Consider the following 20,413-nt stretch of genomic DNA (forward strand, 5'->3'; position numbering starts at 1 on the left):
ACTCTCACCTGCCGGGGGGAAGCGTGCCCCCCGTGGTGGCCTGGACCTTGTGCAGCTTGGCCGATGCGCGCACCGGACTCGGCGAGATGAAGCACGCGCTCAGGCCTTGCGGGGAGTTCCTCTTCTTCGAGCACGGGCCGTCCCCGGAGCCGGCGGTCGCCGCTTGGCAGCACCGCCTCGGTCCTCTCTGGACCCGCATCAGCCGCCACCTCGACAATCCGGTGGACCGGGTGCTGCGCGAAGCCGGGTTCGAGGCCGTCGAACCCCGCTCCGGTCACCTCGGCAAGGGACTGAAGCCGATGGCCTTCATGCACGAAGGGCGGGCGAGGCCGGCGGCAGCCGGCCCGCGGGCGGGCGGAACGCCCGAGACCGGGTCCGGTCCTCACCCGGCCCGTCGAAATCCAGGCGTCCCCCCGTGACGCCGGTGCAGCGGCCCAACGGCCGGTCCGATGCTTCCGCCCGGCGGCAACCCGGTCCTTTCCGCCGCGCCGTCGAGGCGCCCGTCGTCAACGTGGCGGTGTTCGCCTTGCTGCTGAACTACCCTTGGGAGTTCCTGCAGGTGCCGCTCTTCCGCGGCATGCCCGAAGCGCCGCATTGGGATGCCATCAAGGTCTGCACACGCGCCACCCTGGGCGATGCGGTCATCGCGGTGGTGGCCTTTTGGGGTGTCGCCGCGGTGACCGGGGCGCGGTGGATCCTCTGCCCGAGTGCCGGGCAGATCGCGGGGTTCATCGCCATCGGCGTCGCCATCACGCTGGTGCTGGAGTGGCTGGCGACCGGGCCGCTCGGGCGGTGGGCGTACGCGGAGGCCATGCCGGTCCTCCCGCTGCTCGGCGTGGGGCTCACGCCGGTGCTGCAGTGGGTCCTGCTGCCGCCGCTCGTGGCGTGGTTCGTCCGGCGGCAGCTGACCTGACGAGGCGCCGAGCCGCACGAGAGCCGCCGGCGCGCAGGACGCCGGTCAGGTCGCCACCGAGCAGCGTCACGCCCGCGCTCTGGGCCGCCGAGTGTCAGCCTCCGGTTGCGCGATCGCTCCCCACGACAGCTCTCGCCACGCTCGATTGCGCCGGCTACCGGGCCAACCGTGATCCGCATCGGACGCTCTTCAGCCGCGCCTGCCAGGGTTGCCGCGACGGTCCTATTGCTCTCAGCCATAAACGTGGAGCAACGGGAGGACCGGCATGGCTGACGTATCGCATACGGCTGCGAAGACCGCCCGCGTCATCAGCGGCGGGCAGACCGGAGCCGACCGCGGCGGGCTTGAGGGCGCGCGTCGAGCCGGCACCCCGACCGGCGGATGGGCGCCGAAAGGCTGGCTGACGGAGCGTGGCGCGGACCCAAGCCTTGCGGCTTTCGGCCTGCGCGAACACGCGAGCCCGCTCTACCCGCCGCGGACGGAGGCGAATGTGTTGGAGGCGGATGCCACACTACTGCTGGGCCGCGCCGATGGGCGGGGCACATCCAACACTCGGGCATTGTGCGCCCGGCACGGCCGCCCAGTCTGGGGCTCGGAGTTTATGGCGAAGCACGATCTCCTTGATGCGGCCGAGTTCGTCCGGAACCTGCCTGGGGCGGGGCTGACGCTCAACGTCGCGGGCTCGCGGGAATCGCGGTGTCCGGGGCTGCAAGAGCGGGCGGCTGCGTTCGTCGCTGCACTATTGGGAAAGGTGGCGCATGGAGCTGAATAGGGCCGTTCGATCCTCGCCCGCCCGCCCTTCTCCCGTTCACGGCGCGGATCACCGCACGCGAGACCGAGGATGGGATCTTGGCCATCGCTGAACGGACGGGCCATCCCGTCCCCTACGCTGAACTCGCAGCCGAGTTGGAACGGAGGAAGGCCGGGCCGGTGCGGAGTGACACGCCGCAACCGACCCCGGCGCCGCGTGCCACGGCACCAACCAAGTGTGGCGGCGAGCGGAAAGGATTCCTGAAAGCCGCGGACGGGCTTTGCACGGCATCGCTATTGAAGCCCCGCCGTCCGCAGCCGCAGCGCGTTGCCGACGACGCTGACCGGCGACAGCGCCATGGCCGCCGCGGCGATGACCGGCGAGAGCAGGATCCCGAAGAACGGGTACAGCACGCCCGCGGCCACCGGCACGCCGGCGGCGTTGTAGGCGAAGGCGAAGAACAGGTTCTGGCGGATGTTGCGCATCGCCGCCCGCGACAGCCGCCGCGCGCGCACGATGCCGGTCAGGTCGCCGCCGGGCAGCGTCCGCCCGCGCTCTCCACCGCCAAGGGTCAGCCTCCTGCTCGGGTCATAGCCCGTCCAACCGTCCAACAACGGCTCACGTATTCGCGGACCCACGCGGTGGGTTCGGGCTCCGGCGTGACCCGCAAGCTGGCGATCACGTGCGGATCCCTTGGGCACTCGCACCGACGCGCGAAGTGCCGCCGGTGCTCCGCTAGGGTCGACCCAAGCACGCGCGCCGGGTCGCGGAGCTCCCACGCATGCTCCAGCGCACGCGCAGCGAAGCGCTGCAGAACCTCGGCCGCGGCGTGGTGATCGCCATAGAGGCGGCGCAGGACGACCCCACGCAGCCTGGCTTGCGCCTCCGCCACGACACCGCGCACGACGACGTCGGTAGCCGCCGTCGGCACCCTCCGGCGTCGCGCGCCCGCTCGGAAACACTACGTCTTAAATCGGGCCGCCTCTTCCCCCGGTCATCGCGGTAAATCGACTCCGATTTCGCTCCGCAAGCCGTGCTGGCGGCCATCGACGCCATGCAGGGCGGCTCGTCGTCGCCAGCCGCGCCGCACTCGGCGGCGCAACCGGGGGAGGACCACCAGGATGCCGAAGCAGAGCCCGATCCTCGCCGCAGCCGCGTTCGCGGTGCTCGTGCCGCTGATGCCGCCCAAGGCGGTGGCAGAGGAGGCCCCACCGACCTTCCGGCTCGCCATGATGGACATGATGCCGATGGGCGGCGGGATGCAGCAGCCCGCGCCGACGCCGGGCGCCGCCGCGATGCCCGGAATGCCGGCCGCGCCTGGTGCCCAAGCGGCGCCCACCGCGCCGGCGGCGGGCGGCGGCATGGGCCACATGATGGACGACGACATGATGCGGATGGGCGGCGGCGGGATGCCGGCCCAGGGACAAAGTCCGATGCCGATGGGCCAGGCTCAGCCGCAAACCATGGCCATGTGCCCGATGATGGCGATGATGCAGAACATGATGCGCATGGGCGCCGCGCAGCACGGGACGATGCCACCGATGCAGGGCGGTGGCGGGTCCGGCGGCGGCATGGGCATGGGCGCGATGGGCGGCGGCGCCACGGCGGGCGGCGCGCAGCCCGCGGGCAGCTCCGCCGCGCGCCTGGAGGGGCGCATCGCGTATCTCCGCGCCGAGCTCCGCATCACCAACGCCCAGGCGCCCGCCTGGGAGACTTTCGCCGCCGCGCTCCGCTCCGGGCGCGAGCACCTGGACGCCGCCCGCGCCGCGCTGCAGGAGAGCGGCACCGGCGCCGACCCCATGGCGAGACTGGCGTCCTTCGAGAACCACCTGAGGGCCCGCACCGAGGCCATCCACATGACCCGGATGGCCTTCAACACCCTTTACGGCCAGCTCGATGACGCGCAGAAGCGGGTGGCCGCCACCACCATGCTCCCGTTCATCGGGGCGTTCTGAACGGGGGCGCCGTGCGGCGGAGAGGTTCGGCCGGCCGAGGGGTCGCCGCGGCGCTGTTTGCCCTGTCGCTGGGCGGCGTGGCGGCCGCCCAGACCGATCCGGGAGACCACAGCGCGCACCATCCTCCCCCGCGGCCGTCTCCGGCCGCGGGGGCGACGGCCCCGGCCAGCCCTGGCGGCGGCGGCGCCACGACCCACGCGACACCGCCCACGCCGGGCGCCGCCGCCGCGGCCGGTATGGGGTGCGGCGGCATGATGGGCTGCATGGGCGCCGGACCGCGTCCCTTCTACGCGACCCTGCTCGGCATGCCCGCGCTCACGCCCGAGGCGCGCCGCTTCATCGAAGACGAGGCGCAGCGGCGCATCGGCTGGGGATCGCAGGCCATCGCCACCGGCCAAGCGCGGCTGCACCGCGCGCTGGAGGAGGAGGGCGCGGCGGCGGTCGAGCGGGCGACCGCCGGGATCCGCGAGGGATTGCTGCTGCTGGAGAGCGGCACGGCGGCGCTGCGTGTCACCGAGGCGGGGACCCCGCCGCGGCAGCTCGCCCTCGCTTGGTTCCGGGACCAGCTCGGGGTGCCCTCGGCCGACGCTCCGATGGCGATGGACGACGGCCCCTGGGGGCTGTCCTGGTACCACCTGACCACCATGGCGTTCCTGGTAGCTTTCCTGCTCGGGACGCTGCTGATCCAATACGCGCGCATGCGCCGCGTCGGCGCGCTGGTGCAGCGGCTTTCGCCTGCCGCTGCGCCCGCCGGCGGGACCGGTCCCGCGCCCTCCGGCGTGCCACCGTCGCCCGGCCCAGGGGCCGCGCAGGCCGCGCCCGTCGCTTCGGCCGCGCCCACGCCGGAAGCTCCGGCCGCGCCTTCCGGGCCGACCGCGGCGCTGCCGCCCGCCACGCCGGGGCGGCCTTGGAAGGGCCTGCTGCGGGTCGCGGCCATCTTCCCCGAGACGCCGAACGTGAAGACCTTCCGGCTGATGGAGCCGGAGGGCGGGGCAATCCCGTTCACCTTCCAACCGGGCCAGTTCCTCACCTTTTCGGCCGCGATCGAGGGTCGGCGGGTCAGCCGGTCTTACACGATCGCCTCTTCGCCCAGCCGGCGCGACCACGTCGAGATCACGGTCAAGCGCGAGGAGCAAGGCCTGGAGTCTCGCCACCTGCACGACCGGGTGAAAGTCGGCGACCTGCTCGAGGTGTCCGGCCCCGCCGGCGCCTTCACCTTCGCCGGCCGGGAGTCCGACAGCATCGTCCTGATCGCCGGCGGCGTCGGCATCACGCCGATGATGAGCGTGATCCGCTTTCTGACGGACCGCGCCTGGCCGGGCGAGATCCACTTCCTCTACGGCGCGCGCTCCACGCTCGACTTCATCTTCCGCGACGAGCTCGAGTACCTGCAGCGCCGCCACCCGAACCTGCACGTCGCGGCTACCATGTCGTCGCGCGCCGAGGGGACGGCCTGGATGGGGCCGCAAGGCCAGATCTCCAGGGAGTTCATCGCCCGCTCGGTGCCGGACATCGCCCGTAGGCGGGTCCATCTCTGCGGCCCCCCGCCGATGATGGAAGCGGTGCAGGCCGCGCTGGCCGAACTCGGCGTGCCGAAGGAGCAGGTCCGGACCGAGGCCTTCGGGCCGGCCAAGGGCCGGGCGGCCGTGGCCCCCGTCGCGCCCATCCCGACGACGCCCGCCCCGGCCGGGGCACCGGCCGCTGTGGCGCCGGCAGTCCCGGCGGCCGTCGTCGCCCCGCCCACCGCCACCGCGAAGGTCGACTTCGTGAGGTCCGGCAAGACCGCGCCATTGGCGCCCGATCAAACGGTCTTGGAGGCGGCCGAGGCGGTCGGCGTGGCCATCGACTACTCCTGCCGGGTGGGCACCTGCGGCACCTGCATGGTGCCGCTCAAGGCGGGCGCCGTGACCATGGAGGTCGAGGACGGGCTGCCGCCGGAGGAGAAGGCGCGCGGCATGATCCTGGCCTGCCAAGCCAAGTCGGTCGGGAACCTCCTGGTCGAGGCCTGACGATGAACGGGACGGAGCGCGTCGCGGTTGGGATGTTGTTGGCGGTGGTGGCGCTGTTCGCGCCCGGCTTCCTGCTGCACGCGGCCCCGCGTTTCCCGGGCAGCCTGGTCGGCGGCTTGCTCGGCATCGCCGGGGCTTCCGCCATGGTGCTGCTGCTCGCCTATTCGCTGGCGAAGCGCGTCCCCTGGCTGAAGCGGCGGGCCGCCCTGGGCGGCGTGCTGTCCTTCCACGTCTATGCCGGCGCGGTCGGCGCGGTGTCCGGGATCCTCCACACCGGCCACAAGTACCAAAGCCCGCTCGGGATCGCGCTGGTCACGGCGATGCTCGTCGTCGTGCTGAGCGGTTTCGCCGGCCGCTACCGTCTGGCGCAGATCGGCGCCGACATACGCGAGCAGAGGCAGGAGCTCGGGGCGCTCCGCGCCCGCTACGACCTCGTCGCGGCGAGCCTCGCCAACGTGCTGCCGGGCAGCGCCGTCCCGGCTGCCGCGACGGCGCTGCCGGACGGCGTGCCTGTCCGCGTCCTGGTCGGCGCCATAGCCGACCTCGAGGACGCGATCCGCCGGCGGGAAGCGCTGAAGCGGGCCTTCTCCCGATGGATCGTGCTGCACGTGGCCGCGGCCCTCGTGTTCTATCCGCTCCTCGCGCTGCACGTCTGGAGCGGCATCTACTACGGCCTGCGGTGGTTGCCGTGAGGCCCACCACGCTGGCCTATGCGGCGCTCGCGGCCTTGGGCCTCGCGGCGGCCATCGCGGTGCCGGCGGTGGTCCACCGCTCGGGCTCGGCGCGGCCCCCGTTGTGGACCGCGGCGGCGAGCCCCGGGCCGCTGTCAACGGCGCACGCGTTCCTCGGCGCGCAGTGCGAAGCCTGCCACACGCCGGCCCGCGGGGTGGAAGCACCGTCCTGCGTCACCTGCCACGCCACGGCGGCGCCGGAGTTGGTGACGAAGCCTTCCACCGCCTTCCACGCGGACATCGGCGAATGCGCCGGCTGCCACGTGGAGCACCAAGGCCGCGACCGCCGCCCGGTCAACATGGATCACGCGGTGCTCGCGGCAGCGGGGCATGCCCGGGCCGCCGAGTCCGGGGCGCGCGGTTTGGCCGCGTCGGGCGAAGCCGGCCTCCGGCACGCCTTGGCGAAGCTCCAGGCCCTGCTCGCCGGCAGCGCGGGGGACCTCGCGGGCGGCACGCTCGACCGGAGGCCTTTGCCGGCCGGCACGACGGCGACGCTTGACTGCGCGGGCTGCCACGCCAACCGCGACCCGCACCGCACGTTGTTCGGCCGCGACTGCCAGGGCTGCCACAATGTCGATGCCTGGGCGGTCGCCGGCTACCGACATCCTTCGCCCCGCTCGCGGGACTGCGTGCAGTGCCACCAAGCCCCGCCCAGCCATTACATGATGCACTTCGAGATGATGGACCGGACGGTCACCGGGCAAGCCGACGCGCGCGTCGAGCAATGCTTCCTCTGCCACCAGACCGACGCTTGGAACAACATCCGCGGCGTCGGGTGGTACAAGCACCACTGACACCCACGCGCTCGGCCGCAGCATCGTTCGGAACGCCGGCAGTTCGCGCCGGAGACGAGGCTGGGCCGTGCGGAGAGGACGCGACACCGGCAGGCAAGGAAACGGGGGTGTCAGCCGAACAGCGCATTCCGCAGGGGCGCCGGGAGCGGGCCGACGTCGCGGTGTTCCCGGTCGTGCGGCAAGACGGCGGAGGCCGCCGCGTCCAAGAGACAACACGGCGGCCGAGGGCGCGTCAGCGGGCGCGGCCGGTTCCCGTGACACCCGGATGCGCGAACTCGGCGCCGCCCGTGCCGCCCCCGGTCGGGCTCACGGACGGTGTCCTTCCGCCTGCGCCGACGCTTCCGCCCATGCGACTATGGTCCATCTCGCCGCCGCCCGTGCCGCCGCCCTGGGTGCGCAAGGTGGGCGATCCCGTGCTGGAGCCCTGGCCCCCGCCCATGCGGCTGTGGTCCATCTCGGCGCCGCCCGTGCCGCCGCCGGTCGGCCTCAGAGCGGGCGCGCCGCTCGTCGTCGATCGGGGCGCCGGGGAGCAGGCACCGAGGACGCCGGCGACAGCGCCGAGGGCGACCCATCTGACCAAGTGTCCGTTCATCGTCTTCTCCTTTGTTAAAAGAAATTGCAGTCCAAGCACGCCGTGCGCCGGGATCGGGACGACGGCGTCCTGCACGCCACCAGACCCGGCATCTGCCAGCCGAGCCGCCGCGACCGGCCCGCCTAACCCGGTGGGCGACCGCGCATACGCCCCATGGAGTGGTCCATGTGGTCGCAGGTCCTCTGCATGCGCTGCATGTCGGGCGGCACCTGCCCGCCCTGCCGCACCTGCTGCCGCATCTCGGCGCAGTGGGCCATCGCGCGTGAATGGTCGTTCCTCGCCAGGCTCTCGGCCAGGCCAGACCACCACGACGCGTTCTGGGCGGCGTGCGCGCCCGCCGCCGGTGTCGCCGCGGGCCTAGTCTGCTGCTGCTGCGGCGCGCAGGCGGCCAAGCCTGCCGCCAGCAGCACCGCCCAGCCCGCGCCAACGCCCTTCCTCCGTCCGATCACCGCGGTCTCCTTTTGCTCAAGCGGGTGTGCCCCGGTCGGCCGAATCCGACGGCTCAGCCATGCCATGCTCGTGCCAAGCGACGCCGGAACCCAGGGCTCCGGCGCGCCGGGGCGGCGCCAGCAAAACTTTGTCGCATTGGGCTTGCGGTGAGATCCTCGGGGGTTGATCCGCGCCCCTCACCCCAGCCGCGCGGTTCGCAGCCGTAGCGCGTTGCCGACCACGCTGACCGATGACAGCGCCATCGCCGCCGCCGCGATCACCGGCGAGAGCAGGATGCCGAAGAACGGGTACAGCACGCCCGCCGCGACCGGCACGCCGGCCGCGTTGTAAGCGAAGGCGAAGAACAGGTTCTGCCGGATGTTGCGCATCGCCGCCCGCGACAGCCGCCGGGCGCGGACGATGCCGGTCAGGTCGCCGCCGAGCAGCGTCACCCCCGCGCTCTCGATGGCGACGTCGGTGCCGGTGCCCATGGCGATGCCCACGTCCGCCGCGGCCAGCGCCGGCGCGTCGTTCACGCCGTCGCCCGCCATCGCCACGCGCCGGCCTTCGGCCTTGAGCCGCTCCACCACCCGCTGCTTGTCCTCGGGCAGCACCTCGGCCACCACCTCGGCGATGCCCAGGCGCTTGGCCACCGCCTCCGCGGTGGTGCGGTTGTCGCCGGTGAGCATCACCACCCGCACGCCCTCTTCCGCTAGGCCCGCGAGCGCCGCCGGCGTCGTCCCCTTCACCGGGTCGGCCACCGCCACGATCCCCGCCGGGCGTCCGTCCACCGCGACGAAGAACGCCGTGGCCCCTTCCCCGCGCAGCCGCTCCGCGTCCGCGGCCACGGACGCAGCGTCCACCCCGAGTTCCCGCATCAGCCGCGCGTTGCCGACCGCGACCCGCCGACCCTCGACGGTGCCGGTCACGCCGCGCCCGGCCGGCGCGTCGAAGCCCTCCACGGCCGGCACGGCCAAGCCGCGCTTCTCCGCCGCCCGCACCACCGCCTCCGCCAGCGGGTGCTGGCTCGGCCGCTCCAGGCCGGCCGCCAAGCGCAGCACCTCCGCCTCCGCGAAGCCCGCCGGCGCCGGCACCACGGCCACCACCTCGGGCCGGCCTTGCGTCAACGTCCCGGTCTTGTCCACCACCAGCGTGTCGATGCGCTCCAGGCGCTCCAGCGCCTCGGCGTTCTTGATCAGCACGCCGGCCTGCGCCCCGCGCCCCACGCCCACCATGATGGACATCGGCGTGGCGAGGCCGAGCGCGCAGGGACAGGCGATGATCAGCACCGTCACCGCCGAAACCAGGGCGTAGGCCAAGCGCGGTTCCGGCCCCCAGACCGACCAAGCGACGAAGGCCAGCGCCGCGATGCCGACCACGGCGGGGACGAACCACCCGGCGACCCGGTCGGCGAGGCGCTGGATGGGCGCGCGGCTGCGCTGCGCCCCCGCCACCATGCGCACGATCCGCGCCAGCACCGTGTCCTGCCCGACGCGGTCGGCGCGCATGACGAAGGCGCCCTGCCCGTTCAGCGTGCCGCCGACGACCCTGGAGCCGGGAGCCTTCGCCACCGGCACCGGCTCGCCGGTGACCATGCTCTCGTCCACGTTGCTGCCGCCTTCCAGCACCTCGCCGTCGAGCGGCACCTTGTCGCCGGGCCGCACCCGCAGCCGGTCGCCCACCACCACGGCGGCGAGCGGCACCTCTTCCTCCGACCCGTCGGCCTCGATTCGCCGCGCCATGGCGGGGGCGAGGTCGAGCAGGGCGCGGATGGCGCCGCCGGTGCGCTCGCGGGCGCGCAGCTCCAGCACCTGGCCGAGCAGGACCAGGACCACGATCACCGCCGCCGCCTCGAAGTAGACCGCGACCGACCCGTCGTGGCCGCGGAAGGCGGGCGGGAACAGGCCCGGTGCGACGGTGGCCACCACGCTGAACAGCCAGGCGACCCCGGTCCCGAGGGCGATGAGGGTGAACATGTTCAGGCTGCGGTTCGCGACCGACTGCCAGCCGCGCACGAAGAACGGCCAGCCCGCCCAGAGCACGACAGGCGTGCCGAACAGCAACTGCAGCCAATTCGAGGTCGAGCGCGCGACGAGGTGCTCGAGCCCGAGCAGGTGCCCGCCCATCTCCAGTACGAGGACCGGCACGGTCAGCGCCAGGCCGATCCAGAAGCGCCGCGTGAAGTCGATGAGTTCGTGGTTGGTCTCGGCTTCTCCGGTCGGCACCTCCGGCTCCAGCGCCATGCCGCAGATCGGGCAGCTGCCGGGCCCGACCTGCCGGATCTGCGGGTGCATCGGGCAGGTGTAGATGGCGCCCGGCGCCACCGGTTCGGCGCGGCGCCGCGCGCCGTCCGGCCCGCCCAGGTAGCGCCCCGGGTCGGCCGCGAACTTCGTCCGGCAGCCGGCCGAGCAGAAGTGGAAGGTCTGCCCGCCGTGCTCGGCCCGGTGCTTCGAGGCGGCCGGGTCCACCGCCATCCCGCACACGGGATCGGTGGCGAGGGCGGCGTCGGCCGCCGCCCCGTGGCCGTGGCCGGAGGAGCCGTGCCCCTGCGCTTGTTGCCCGGCATGGTGCCCGTGCCCATGCCCGTGGTCGGTGTGCTGGTGGTGGCTCATGACGGCCGTCCGTGCTGGCCCGCGACGGCCGAAGCCGCGCGGGGCGGGTGCGATGCCGGGCAAGGTGGCGTTTCCCATGGTGGGAAGGTCAAGGCGCGGATCGGCGGGCGCGCGGGTGGGCTTGACCTTCCCACAGTGGGAAGCCCCATCTGGGTCTGTGGCCGCCGCCGTCGGCGGTCGAGGAACGGGGAACCACCATGAACATCGGGCAGGCCGCCGCGGCCTCCGGCGTCTCGGCCAAGATGCTCCGCCACTACGAAAGCATCGGCCTCGTGCCGAAGGCCGGGCGGACGGAGGCGGGCTACCGCACCTACGGCGAGGCCGAGGTGCACACGCTGCGCTTCATCAAGCGCGCGCGGGACCTCGGCTTGCCCATCGAGCGCATCCGGCTCCTGGTCGGCCTGTGGCGGGACGAGCGCCGGCCGAGCGCCGAGGTGAAGCGCATCGCCGCCGAGCACGTGGCCGAGCTGCGGACCAAGATCGCCGAGCTGACCGGCATGTGCGAGACGCTGGAGCACCTCGCCGCGGCCTGCCACGGCGACCACCGGCCCGAGTGCCCGATCCTGCGCGACCTCGAAGGCCGGAACAGGACGCGCAGGCCGAAGCCCGCCGCGGCGGACCGGCGCGCCGCCGACACCGCCGGCGGCCAAGCGACACGGTAGTCCGACCGGCCGGACCCGATGCGGCGGCCCGCCCCTCCACCACCCGCCGCGACACCGCCGGGCCGCGCGCCCGCCGGTCGCCGCGGCCAGACCGACAGGATTGACACCATGCCCACGACCACCCCCGACCGCACGGCACGGCAGCGGCCTTCGCCGCGCCGTCCCCTCCTGGCCGCGACGGCCGCCGCCGGCCTCGCGCTCGCCGCGGTCGCCGCCCCGGCGCGGGCGGCCATCGAGGAGAACTATGCCTCCGGCGAACCGCCCATCACCACGACGTGGTTCGCCCCGGTGTCGGACGCGGCGCAGCACGCCGACCGCGAGTACGTGGCCGGCATGCGCCCGCACCACGCGGGCGCGCTGTCCATGAGCCGCGAGTACCTTTCCGACCCGGGCCGGAGCAGCCCGCTGCTCCAGGCGCTGTCCCGCGCCATCGTCGCCAACCAGACCTTCGAGATCGGCATGCTGGACGAGGTCGGGCGCAACCTCGACCGCCCGCCCGTGCGGCTGCCCTTCGGCGTGAAGCTGCAGCCGGTGGCGACCGAGGGGCTGACCGGGGCGCAACGCTTCTTCAAGGAGCCGATCCCCTCCGAGGCCACCTACCCCGTGGGGCCGGTGAGCGAGCGCGACGTGCTCTTCGCCAAGGCCATGATCATGCACCACGAGGGCGCCGTGGAGATGGCGCGCGAATACCACGCGAACGCCGACGCCCGCAACGGCTACCTCGGGCTGATGAACGTGGACATCGTCACCGACCAGACCCAGGAGATCGCGCTGATGCGCCGGGTGATCGCCGCCTACCCGGGCGACGCGGACGCGGTGCGGGTGGACCCGTCCATGGTCCACGGCATGGAGGGGATGAAGCACGGCGGCCACGGCACGTCCGCGGCGCCGGCAAGCACGGCCCGGCCGGCGCGGGCGGGCGAGGCCGGGCACCCGCCTCACGGTGACCACGCCGCCCACGGCGACCACGCCGGCCATGGGCAGCACGGGCACGCGCACCATGGGGCGCACGGCGGCGCGGCGCCCGCGGCCGAAGCCCGGCCCGCACCGGCGCGATCCCGTGCGGCGGTGCGCCCCCGGCCGGGGGCGCAGCTCGCGGCGGAAGCCGCCGGGCACGGCCACGACCACCGCCATTGAGCCTCCGCGAGGCGCCCCGGTCCGGATCGGCCGGGGCGTCCTCCAAAACGACGCGGAGCGGCCGGCCGGCACGGACGTGCCCCGCGCCGCTCAGCGCTGCCGCGACGCCCCCATGGAGCGGTCCATCTGGTCGCAGTGGCCCATCATCTGCTGCATGTCGGGCGACAGGCGCCCGCCCTGCCGCACCGTCTGCCGCATCTGGGCGCAGTGGGCCATCATGGACTGGTGGTCCATGCCGGCCATGCTGTGCCCCTGCGTGCCGCCGCCGGCCATGGTGTGGCCCGCGTGCCCTTGCATGCCGCCGGACGCGGTCTGGCCCTGCATGCCTTGGGCGCCGGCCGCGCCGCCCTGCCCCGACATCGCCGCGGGCCTGCTCTGCTGCTGCTGCGGCGAGCAGGCCGCGAGCCCCGCCGCGAGCAGCACGGCCAAGCCCGTGGCGGGGCCGCTTTTCCGTCGGGGCATGGTCGTTTCCTTGCTGTCCAAAAGGAGGCCTCCATGGGGCGGGTCTCCCCCGGCCGAATCCGGGAGGCGCCGCCGCGCCATGGTCGTGCCAGGCAACGCCGGCGCACATGGGCCCGTGCCGGCGGGACGCCGCCAGCAACACTTTGTCGCACTCCGCCCGGGTCGCGGGCCCGCGCGGCGTGGCCGGCCGGCGTCAGGCCTCCTGGCCGCCCCGGAAGCGCATGAAGACCCGGTGGGCCGGGCCGTCCGCGAAGGCGACCACGTCGTAGTCGTCCTCAAGCCGCCCCGGCACCTCCATCCCGGGCGAGCCGAGCGGCATGCCGGGCACCGCGAGGCCGCGGATGCCGGCCGGGCGTTCCGCCAACAGCCGCTCCACCGCGGAGGCCGGCACATGCCCTTCCAGCGCGTAGCCGCCGACCGCCGCCGCGTGGCACGAGAGCAGGTCGGCCGGGATGCCGAGCATGCGCCGCGCCGGCGCCGGCGACGCCACCAGTTGCTCCTCCACCCGGAACCCGGCCGCCCGCATGTGCTCCACCCAGCCGCCGCAGCAGCCGCAGTTGGGGTCGCGCCAGACCTGCAGCCGCCGCGCGGCCGCCGCCGGTGCCGCGCCCGGCAGCGCCAACGCCACCGAGGCCGCCAAGAGCGAACGCCGCCTCATCCCTGTCCTCCTCCGCTCGCTGTTCCACCCGCACGCGGCAGCCGCACCGTGACGAGCAGGCCGCCGCCGGGCCGGTTGGCCAAGGCGATGGTGCCGCCGTGCCCTTCCACCGCCCGCCGGGCGATGGTCAAGCCCAGGCCGGTGCCGCCGGTGCCGCGGTTCCGCGACGCCTCGAGGCGCCGGAACGGCTCGAACACCGCCGCCATCGCCGCCTCCGGGATGCCGGGGCCGTCGTCCTCCACCGACACGACGGCCGCCGCCGGCGCATCCCGCAGCGTGACCCGCGCGGCGCCGCCGTACTTCACCGCGTTGTCGATCAGGTTGGCGAAGGCGCGCTTGGCCGCGACCGGCCGCAGCCGCAGCGAGACGTGGTCCGGCCCGGTGAACGCCACGTCGGCGCCGCGGTCCGCCGCGTCGTCGCAGAGCGTGCGCAGGATGGCGGCGAGGTCCGTGGGCCGGGGCTCCTCGCCGTCCGCGTCGCCCCGCAGGAAGGCGAGCGTGGCTTCCACCATGGCCTCCATCTCATCGAGGTCGGCGTCGATCGAACGCTGGGCCTCGGCGTCGTCCAGGAACCCTGCCCGGAGGCGCAGCCGCTGTATCGGGGTGCGCAGGTCGTGGCTGACGGCGGCGAGCGCCTGGGTGCGGTCGGACACCAGGCGGTGGATGCGCGCCTGCATGGCGTTGAAGGCGCGCGCGGCGTCGTGCACCTCGCGCGGCCCGTCCTCGGGCATGGGCACCGGCGCGGCGCCTTTGCCGAAATCCTCCGCGGCCGTCGCCAAGCGCCGCAGCGGCTTGGTGATCCAGCGCACCACCAGCACGGAGGCGAGCACGATGCCCAGCGCCATGGCGCTGAGCGAGGCCAGGGAGGCGTGGGGAGACGCCTCCAGGCGGTTCGGCGCCGGCGCGGCGAAGGCGATCCAGCTCCCGTCGGCGAGGCGCATGCCGCCGCCGATGCGGCGCTCGGCGCCGACGTAGCCGACATGCAGTTCCGCCACGTCCGGCACCAGCTCGCGCAGCCGCGCCCGCAGCGGCTCCAAGCCCTGCTCGACCGGCGCCGCGGCCGAAGCCGCCCGGTGCCAAGCTATGTCGAGGTCCGGCGAGGACAGGGCGCCGGCGGCCGTGCCGCGCACCTCCTCCGGCAGGGAGCCGATGGTCCGGCGCGCGGTCGCCAGCCGCTCCGCCACCTGCTCTTCGCGCCCGTCTTCCGCCGCGCCGAGCACTCCCTGCTCGAGCAGCCACAAGCTGCCGAGGTGGATGGCGAGCAGCCCGGCGAGCATTGTGAGGGTGATCCGCCCCGCCAGGCTCGCGGGCCACAGCCACTCGAAGGCGCGTCTCACGCCACGCGGTCCACCGCGGGCAGGAAGATGTAGCCGGCGCCGCGCACGGTCTTGATCACCGCGGCCCCGCCCTCGCCGCCCTCGATCTTGCGGCGCAGCCGGCTGACCAGCACGTCCACGCTGCGGTCGAAGGCGTCGGCGAGGCGGCCGCGCGCCAGCTCCGAGATCCGGTCCCGCGCCAGCACGCGTTGCGGGTGGTCGAGGAAGGCGAGGAGCAAGTCGTACTCGGCACCGGACAGGTCCACAGCCAACCCCGCCGGCGAGACCAGTTCGCGCCGCGCCAGATCGACCGTCCAGCCCTCGAAGCGGAGCAGGCGCGGGGCGGCACCGCGTCCCGACCCCTCGCCGGCGCCTGGAACCGGGATGCGGGACCGGCGCAGCACGGCGCGGACGCGCGCCAGGAGTTCGAGCCGGCCGAAGGGTTTGGGCAAGTAGTCGTCCGCGCCCAGGTCGAGCCCGAGCACCCGCTCCGCCTCCGCCCCTTTGGCGGTCACCATCACCACCGGGGGCGTGCCCGGACGGGCGCGCAGGGCCTTGAGGAGTTCGAACCCCGACTGGCCGGGCAGCATCACGTCCAGCAACACCAGGTCGGCGCCGGTCTTGTCCAAGGCCTCCCACATCTCCCGCCCGTCGCGGGCGCCGGTGGCGCGGAAGCCGTTCTCGCGCAGCAGGCGCGCGATCAGGTGGCGCATCGGCGCGTCGTCCTCGACGACGAGCACGTGGTGTTCTTCCGGATCGAGGCCCCGCCGGGCTTCCGGCCCGGCGGGGGCCGCGTCCTCCGGGCCGCGCCCCGTGGTCATCCGCAGCCGCGCCGGACCGCCATCCCGGCCATCAGGCGGGGAGCGCCTGCCCCTCGAACCCCGCTTCGCGCAGCGCGCCGGCGAAGCCCTCCGCCCCCGCCGTGCCTTCCACCGCCACCTCGCGGCGCTCGAGGTCCACCGCGATCCGGGCCGCGGGATCGACGCCGCGCAAGGCGGCCGTGACCGCCCGGGCGCAGCCGCCGCAGCTCATGTTGGCCACCTTGAAACGAAGCATGCCGGCTCCTCCGGGCGTCTGGCGAAGGGCTGGCAGATGGGGCTCCCCACTGTGGCAAGGTCAAGCGCCGCAACGGTCCGGCCGCGGCATCGACATGCTTTGTCGCAATCCAGGGCGCGAACCGCGGGCTCGGGCCATGGTTCAGTCGCGGTCGGGAGGGGAGCGCCGCGGCGGGGCGCGGCCCCACCGATCCCTGGCGGCGGCTTCGGCGAAGCCGGAGGCGGAAGCCAAAGCCCCGCCGCCGGACCGGCGGCGGGACGCCACAGCGAGAGGAGATTCGAGGATGCACCAGATGTCCGCGGAGATGCAGGCCTGCATCGAGGAATGCCTGCGCTGCCACAGCACCTGCCTGGGCATGGCCATGAATCACTGCCTGGAGGTCGGCGGCAAACACGTCGAGCCCGCTCACTTCCGGATCATGATGGCCTGCGCCGAGATCTGCCAGACCTCGGCCAACTTCATGCTGATCGGGACGCCGCACCACAAGCACCTCTGCCGCGAGTGCGCGGAGATCTGCGAAGAGTGCGCGAAGAGCTGCGAACAGGTGGGCGGCATGGAGGACTGCGTCCAGCAGTGCCGCCGCTGCGCCGAGAGCTGCCGCAAGATGGCGGCTTGAGGCCGGGACCGGGCGCGCCAACGTCCATGGCGCGAGGGGACGCGGCGCTGCGAAGGCCTTCCGCCGGTGCGGAGGACCGCCGGTGGACGCGGGGTCCGTCGCCCCCTGCGCGCATGGCCTGCACAGGCGACGGAACCTTCCCGCGTGGGAAGGGCGTATTGGCCAAAGTTCGCTTTTTGGGAGGATGTGCGATGCGGAACTTCACCATGCCTGTCGCCGCGCTCGCCGGGGCCCTGGTCGCCACGGGCGCTTTCGCCCAGGGCGCCCAGCCGCAAGGCAACCAACCGCAGCAGGGCGGCGGCATGATGCACATGATGCCCATGCAGCAGGGGCAGCAGCAGGGCGGCATGATGATGGGCTGCCCGATGATGCAGCGCATGGCGTCGATGGACACCCGCTTGCGGCAACTAGAAGAGCGGGCGGGAATTCCGACGCCGCCGGCCCAGCCCGGGGCGTCCGGCACCACCCGCTAACAGGCTTCGTGCTCCCGGCGGGGCCGCGTCCGGCAGCCCCGCCGGGATGCTTTGTCAGGCGAAGATGTACCAGGACCCGTAGTCGCTGACGCCCTCGACGAACTGCGGGGTGTCGAACATGAAGTCGGTCTGCCGCAGGTCGTCCTTGGCGACGCCGAGCAGCAGGATCGAGCCGTCGTCCTCGCCGTCGTGGTCCACGTCCCAAGCGACCCGCGCGCCCTCGTCGGTGTCCCGGACGGTCACGTCGCCCGCCTCGATGTCCATGAACGCGATGTGGTCGAACAGGCCTTGGGCCAAGCCCGTGGCGGTGAAGTCGAGCGCCACGTCGTGGCCGCTGTCCGAGGCGACCATGAAGGCGTCGGAGCCCGCGCCGCCTTCGAGGGTGTCGTTCCCGCGGCCGCCCTCCAGCATGCCGTGGCCCTCGCCTTCGGAAAGGCGGTCGTCGCCGTCGCCGCCCATCAGCTCGTCGTTCTCTCCACCGCCGACGAGCGTGTCGTTGCCGCGGCCACCCTCCAGCCGGTCCGGGCCGTCGCCGCCGTCCAGCCCGTCGTCGCCGTCGCCCGCTTCCAGGATGTCGTGGCCGTCCTCGCCGACGAGCGTGTCGTCCCCGCCGCGGCCGAAGAGGGTGTCCCAGGTTTCGGCGCCGCGCAGCCGCTCGCCCGCGTCGGTGCCGATGGCGACCGTGAACTGGTCGAAGGAAAAGGCGCGGGCGCCCTCGCCGGACGCGGGGACGAGGCCCTGGTCGGCCGGGGGAACCACGCCCTCGATCTCCGGCCCTAGCACGCTCGGGCTTGGGCGCTCCGGCGCGGGCCCTCCGGGCGCGCGCGCGCCGGGCGGAAGGTCGGGCTCGTTGAAGAACATGAAGTCGTCTTGCGACAGGTCGGCCTTCCGCACGCCTTCCAGCAGCACCGAACCGTCGTCCCACGCGACCTCCACCCCGCCGTCGGTGTCCTCCACCGAGAGTTCTTCCCAGCGAAGGTGGAACAGCGCGACGTGGTCGCCCACGCCGGGTCCCGCGGTGAAGTCGCGGATCACGTCGTGGCCGGTGTCGGGGCCGACGATGAAGGCGTCCGGCCCGGCGCCGCCCACCAGGGTGTCGTCTCCCGGTCCGCCGTCCATGCTGCTGTGGCCGGGCCCCTCGTCCAGGTGGTCGCGGCCCGGCCCGCCCATCAGCGCGTCGGACATGGCCCCGCCGTAGAGCGTGTCGTTGCCTTCGCCGCCGTCGAGGTCGTCCATGCCTTCGCCGCCCGAGAGCAGGTCGCGGCCCACGCCGCCGCTGAGGACGTCGTCCTCGGCCCCGCCGCCCAGCCGGTCGCCGCCGCCCAGGCCCCAGGAGTGGTCTGAGGCGTCGCCGCCGCCGAAGGCTTCGGCGTCCGGTCCGCCCACCGCCAGCCGCTGGTCGTGCCCGTCGGTGAACGCCACGGACAGGACCTCGCGCGCCGCCGGCTCCATCGTCGGGTCCCCTCGGTCGTCCGTGTCGTCCCGATCAGTCGTCATGTCGTGTGCCACGCCGCTCTCCGCCTCGGTTGGGGCGCGCGGTCCGACCGGCCCGTGGCGGGTCGGACCGCGCGCGACGGGCCGTGAACCCGGGCGCACCGGCGCGGTTCGGGCGGGCTTCCGTGACGTAGTGTGTCTCGCGGCTCCCGCGCGTTGAAGGCGCCGCGGCGCCTGTGCACCTTCTCGCCCACGAGGGCACGGCCACCCCACACCCGGGGCGGCCGGCAGCCCGTGCGAGAGGTGGCGGGATGACGGAGTGGATCGGCTTGCGGGCCGCCTTGCGGCGCGTGCTCCTGGCCGGGGCCGCGGTCGCCGCGGCGGCGGTGCCTGCGCTGGCACAGACGATGGACCTGACGCTCGAGCAGCGGCTGGTGAACATCAACGGCCAGGACCGGCCTGCGGTGACCGTGAACGGGCAGTTCCCCGGCCCGCTGCTGCGCCTGCGCGAGGGCGAGGAAGCGGTGATCCGCGTCACCAACCGGATGCGCGAGGCGAGCAGCATCCACTGGCACGGGCTGATCCTGCCCTCGTCCATGGACGGCGCACCCGGCTTCAGCGCCGGCTTCGTGCGCGGCGTCGCGCCCGGCGAGACCTTCGAGTACCGCTTCCCCGTGCGGCAGTCCGGCACCTACTGGTACCACGCCCACAACCTCGACCACGAGCAGCGCGGCCTGTACGCGCCGATCATCATCGACCCGCGCGGGCCCGACCCGGTCCGCTACGACCGCCAGCACGTGGTGCAGCTCTCCGAGTGGACGGACGAGCGCCCCGGGCGCGTGCTGCAGAATCTCAAGCGCGACCCCGGCTACTACAACTTCAACCGCCGCACCGTGGTGGACCTGCTCCGCGACCTGAACCGCGCGCCGGACGCCGAGGCCCGCCGCGCGGTCGTGCGCGACCGCATCGATTGGGGCCAGATGCGGATGGACCCCACCGACATCGCCGACGTCACCGGCCACACCTACCGCTACCTGGTCAACGGCTTCCGCCCCGAGACGCCGCCGACGCTGCAGTTCCGCCCCGGCGAGCGGGTGCGGCTGCGCTTCGTCAACTCCGGCGCCATGACCTTCTTCGACGTGCGCATCCCGGGCCTGAAGATGACGGTGGTGCAGGCGGACGGGAACGACGTCCAGCCCGTGGCGGTGGACGAGCTGCGCATCGCGGTGGCCGAGACCTACGACGTGGTCGTCGAGCCGCGCGAGGAGCGGACCTACCAGATCCTGGCGGAGACGATGGACCGCACGGGGTGGGCGCGGGCGCAGCTCGCCCCGCGCCCGGACGCGCCGGTCGAGCCGCTGCCGCCGCACCGGCCGCGGCCGATCCTGTCCATGGCGGACATGTTCATGAGCCCGGGCCCGACCGGCCTCGACCGCGGCACGCCGTTGCCCGAGCGGGACCAGCCCGGCCACGTGGCGCCGATGGGCGGCATGGACCACGGCGCGATGGGGCACGGCGGCGCGGGGGGGCACGCCGGCCACGGGACGCCGACGACCCAGGCCCAGGCACGAGCGCAAGCCACGGGCGCGCAGCCCCCGGCGATGGACCACGCCGCCATGGGCCACGGTGCCGCAGCGCGGCAGGACCCGCACGCCGGGCACGCGATGCCGGCGGCGCCGGGCGGCGGGGCGATGGACCACGCGGCGATGGGCCACAGCGCCGCGGAGCACGCCGCGATGGGGCATGGCCAGCCGTCGGCCGAGCAGCCGGCCCAGCCGGCCCGACCGCGCCGGGGGCAGCAGCGCCAGCAGGC

General features: G+C 74.0%; 22 protein-coding genes. 13 read left to right on the forward strand and 9 right to left on the reverse strand.

Going from position 1 to position 20,413, the window contains the following annotated elements; translation table 11 throughout:
* Positions 1 to 32 precede the first annotated feature (32 nt).
* From ABD067_RS16790 to ABD067_RS26470, 3 genes are all read left to right on the forward strand, one after another.
* Positions 33 to 419: a class I SAM-dependent methyltransferase gene (locus tag ABD067_RS16790; protein ID WP_343896505.1), complete on the forward strand. Its 387-nt coding sequence runs from the start codon at positions 33 to 35 to the stop codon at positions 417 to 419.
* Entirely contained in the window at positions 416 to 913 is a 498-nt protein-coding gene (locus ABD067_RS16795; RefSeq protein WP_343896506.1) for a hypothetical protein, read from the forward strand. The genes ABD067_RS16790 and ABD067_RS16795 overlap by 4 nt, the downstream gene beginning before the upstream one ends.
* A 265-nt stretch (positions 914 to 1,178) precedes the next feature.
* Positions 1,179 to 1,685: a YpsA SLOG family protein gene (locus ABD067_RS26470; RefSeq protein WP_408871569.1), complete on the forward strand. Its 507-nt coding sequence runs from the start codon at positions 1,179 to 1,181 to the stop codon at positions 1,683 to 1,685.
* Between the two features lie 272 nt (positions 1,686 to 1,957).
* Here ABD067_RS26470 and ABD067_RS16800 read toward each other — a convergent pair whose 3' ends face one another.
* The gene (locus ABD067_RS16800) at positions 1,958 to 2,275 is read right to left on the reverse strand and encodes a hypothetical protein (protein WP_343896507.1); all 318 of its coding nucleotides are present in this window, start codon (positions 2,273 to 2,275) and stop codon (positions 1,958 to 1,960) included.
* A gap of 170 nt (positions 2,276 to 2,445) precedes the next feature.
* On the opposite strand from ABD067_RS16800, the gene ABD067_RS16805 reads away from it, so the two are divergent.
* The 5 genes from ABD067_RS16805 to ABD067_RS16825 all read left to right on the forward strand — a co-directional run bounded on the left by ABD067_RS16805 (position 2,446) and on the right by ABD067_RS16825 (position 7,153).
* Entirely contained in the window at positions 2,446 to 2,670 is a 225-nt protein-coding gene (locus ABD067_RS16805) for a hypothetical protein (protein WP_343896508.1), read from the forward strand.
* A gap of 115 nt (positions 2,671 to 2,785) precedes the next feature.
* Positions 2,786 to 3,619, forward strand: coding sequence for a Spy/CpxP family protein refolding chaperone (locus ABD067_RS16810; RefSeq protein WP_343896509.1), 834 nt, complete (start codon positions 2,786 to 2,788; stop codon positions 3,617 to 3,619).
* Positions 3,620 to 3,882: 263 nt separating this feature from the next.
* The gene (locus ABD067_RS16815) at positions 3,883 to 5,628 is read left to right on the forward strand and encodes a 2Fe-2S iron-sulfur cluster-binding protein (protein ID WP_343896510.1); all 1,746 of its coding nucleotides are present in this window, start codon (positions 3,883 to 3,885) and stop codon (positions 5,626 to 5,628) included.
* Between the two features lie 2 nt (positions 5,629 to 5,630).
* Positions 5,631 to 6,320, forward strand: a complete 690-nt coding sequence (locus ABD067_RS16820; RefSeq protein ID WP_343896511.1) for a hypothetical protein — start codon at positions 5,631 to 5,633, stop codon at positions 6,318 to 6,320.
* Positions 6,317 to 7,153, forward strand: a complete 837-nt coding sequence (locus ABD067_RS16825) for a cytochrome c3 family protein (protein ID WP_343896512.1) — start codon at positions 6,317 to 6,319, stop codon at positions 7,151 to 7,153. The genes ABD067_RS16820 and ABD067_RS16825 overlap by 4 nt, the downstream gene beginning before the upstream one ends.
* A 714-nt stretch (positions 7,154 to 7,867) precedes the next feature.
* Here ABD067_RS16825 and ABD067_RS16830 read toward each other — a convergent pair.
* Positions 7,868 to 8,194: a hypothetical protein gene (locus ABD067_RS16830; protein WP_343896513.1), complete on the reverse strand. Its 327-nt coding sequence runs from the start codon at positions 8,192 to 8,194 to the stop codon at positions 7,868 to 7,870.
* A 177-nt stretch (positions 8,195 to 8,371) separates the two neighbouring features.
* Positions 8,372 to 10,786, reverse strand: a complete 2,415-nt coding sequence (locus ABD067_RS16835) for a heavy metal translocating P-type ATPase (protein WP_343896514.1) — start codon at positions 10,784 to 10,786, stop codon at positions 8,372 to 8,374.
* 197 nt (positions 10,787 to 10,983) lie between these two features.
* Here ABD067_RS16835 and cueR point away from each other — a divergent pair, with 197 nt between their 5' ends.
* Positions 10,984 to 11,448 (forward strand): Cu(I)-responsive transcriptional regulator, encoded by a 465-nt coding sequence (gene cueR / locus ABD067_RS16840; protein ID WP_343896515.1) that lies wholly within the window; start codon positions 10,984 to 10,986, stop codon positions 11,446 to 11,448.
* A gap of 108 nt (positions 11,449 to 11,556) precedes the next feature.
* Positions 11,557 to 12,585 carry a DUF305 domain-containing protein gene (locus ABD067_RS16845; RefSeq protein ID WP_343896516.1) on the forward strand — a complete coding sequence of 343 codons (1,029 nt, stop codon included), beginning with the start codon at positions 11,557 to 11,559 and terminating at the stop codon, positions 12,583 to 12,585.
* 90 nt (positions 12,586 to 12,675) lie between these two features.
* Here ABD067_RS16845 and ABD067_RS16850 read toward each other — a convergent pair whose 3' ends face one another.
* The 5 genes from ABD067_RS16850 to ABD067_RS16870 all read right to left on the reverse strand — a co-directional run bounded on the left by ABD067_RS16850 (position 12,676) and on the right by ABD067_RS16870 (position 16,077).
* A complete protein-coding gene (locus tag ABD067_RS16850; RefSeq protein ID WP_343896517.1) occupies positions 12,676 to 13,047 on the reverse strand; it encodes a hypothetical protein in 372 nt (123 codons plus the stop codon).
* A 193-nt stretch (positions 13,048 to 13,240) separates the two neighbouring features.
* Positions 13,241 to 13,705: a DUF411 domain-containing protein gene (locus tag ABD067_RS16855; RefSeq protein ID WP_343896518.1), complete on the reverse strand. Its 465-nt coding sequence runs from the start codon at positions 13,703 to 13,705 to the stop codon at positions 13,241 to 13,243.
* Positions 13,702 to 15,042, reverse strand: a complete 1,341-nt coding sequence (locus tag ABD067_RS16860; RefSeq protein WP_343896519.1) for an ATP-binding protein — start codon at positions 15,040 to 15,042, stop codon at positions 13,702 to 13,704. Before ABD067_RS16860 ends, ABD067_RS16855 begins: the two co-directional genes overlap by 4 nt.
* On the reverse strand, positions 15,039 to 15,842 hold the full coding sequence (locus ABD067_RS16865) for a response regulator transcription factor (protein WP_343896520.1): 804 nt from the start codon (positions 15,840 to 15,842) through the stop codon (positions 15,039 to 15,041). Before ABD067_RS16865 ends, ABD067_RS16860 begins: the two co-directional genes overlap by 4 nt.
* Before the next feature lie 31 nt (positions 15,843 to 15,873).
* Complete coding sequence (locus tag ABD067_RS16870) at positions 15,874 to 16,077, reverse strand: heavy-metal-associated domain-containing protein (protein WP_343896521.1); 204 nt, start codon at positions 16,075 to 16,077, stop codon at positions 15,874 to 15,876.
* A 283-nt stretch (positions 16,078 to 16,360) separates the two neighbouring features.
* Here ABD067_RS16870 and ABD067_RS16875 point away from each other — a divergent pair, with 283 nt between their 5' ends.
* Positions 16,361 to 16,693, forward strand: coding sequence for a four-helix bundle copper-binding protein (locus tag ABD067_RS16875; protein WP_343896522.1), 333 nt, complete (start codon positions 16,361 to 16,363; stop codon positions 16,691 to 16,693).
* A 191-nt stretch (positions 16,694 to 16,884) separates the two neighbouring features.
* On the forward strand, positions 16,885 to 17,166 hold the full coding sequence (locus ABD067_RS16880; protein ID WP_343896523.1) for a hypothetical protein: 282 nt from the start codon (positions 16,885 to 16,887) through the stop codon (positions 17,164 to 17,166).
* A gap of 54 nt (positions 17,167 to 17,220) precedes the next feature.
* Here ABD067_RS16880 and ABD067_RS16885 read toward each other — a convergent pair whose 3' ends face one another.
* The gene (locus ABD067_RS16885; RefSeq protein ID WP_343896524.1) at positions 17,221 to 18,675 is read right to left on the reverse strand and encodes a calcium-binding protein; all 1,455 of its coding nucleotides are present in this window, start codon (positions 18,673 to 18,675) and stop codon (positions 17,221 to 17,223) included.
* A gap of 236 nt (positions 18,676 to 18,911) precedes the next feature.
* Between ABD067_RS16885 and ABD067_RS16890 the strand changes: the two genes are divergently transcribed.
* Positions 18,912 to 20,413 (forward strand): multicopper oxidase domain-containing protein (locus ABD067_RS16890; protein ID WP_343896525.1); only part of this gene is annotated, 1,502 nt, incomplete at its 3' end.

Source organism: Craurococcus roseus (assembly GCF_039523795.1).
GTDB lineage: Bacteria > Pseudomonadota > Alphaproteobacteria > Acetobacterales > Acetobacteraceae > Craurococcus > Craurococcus roseus.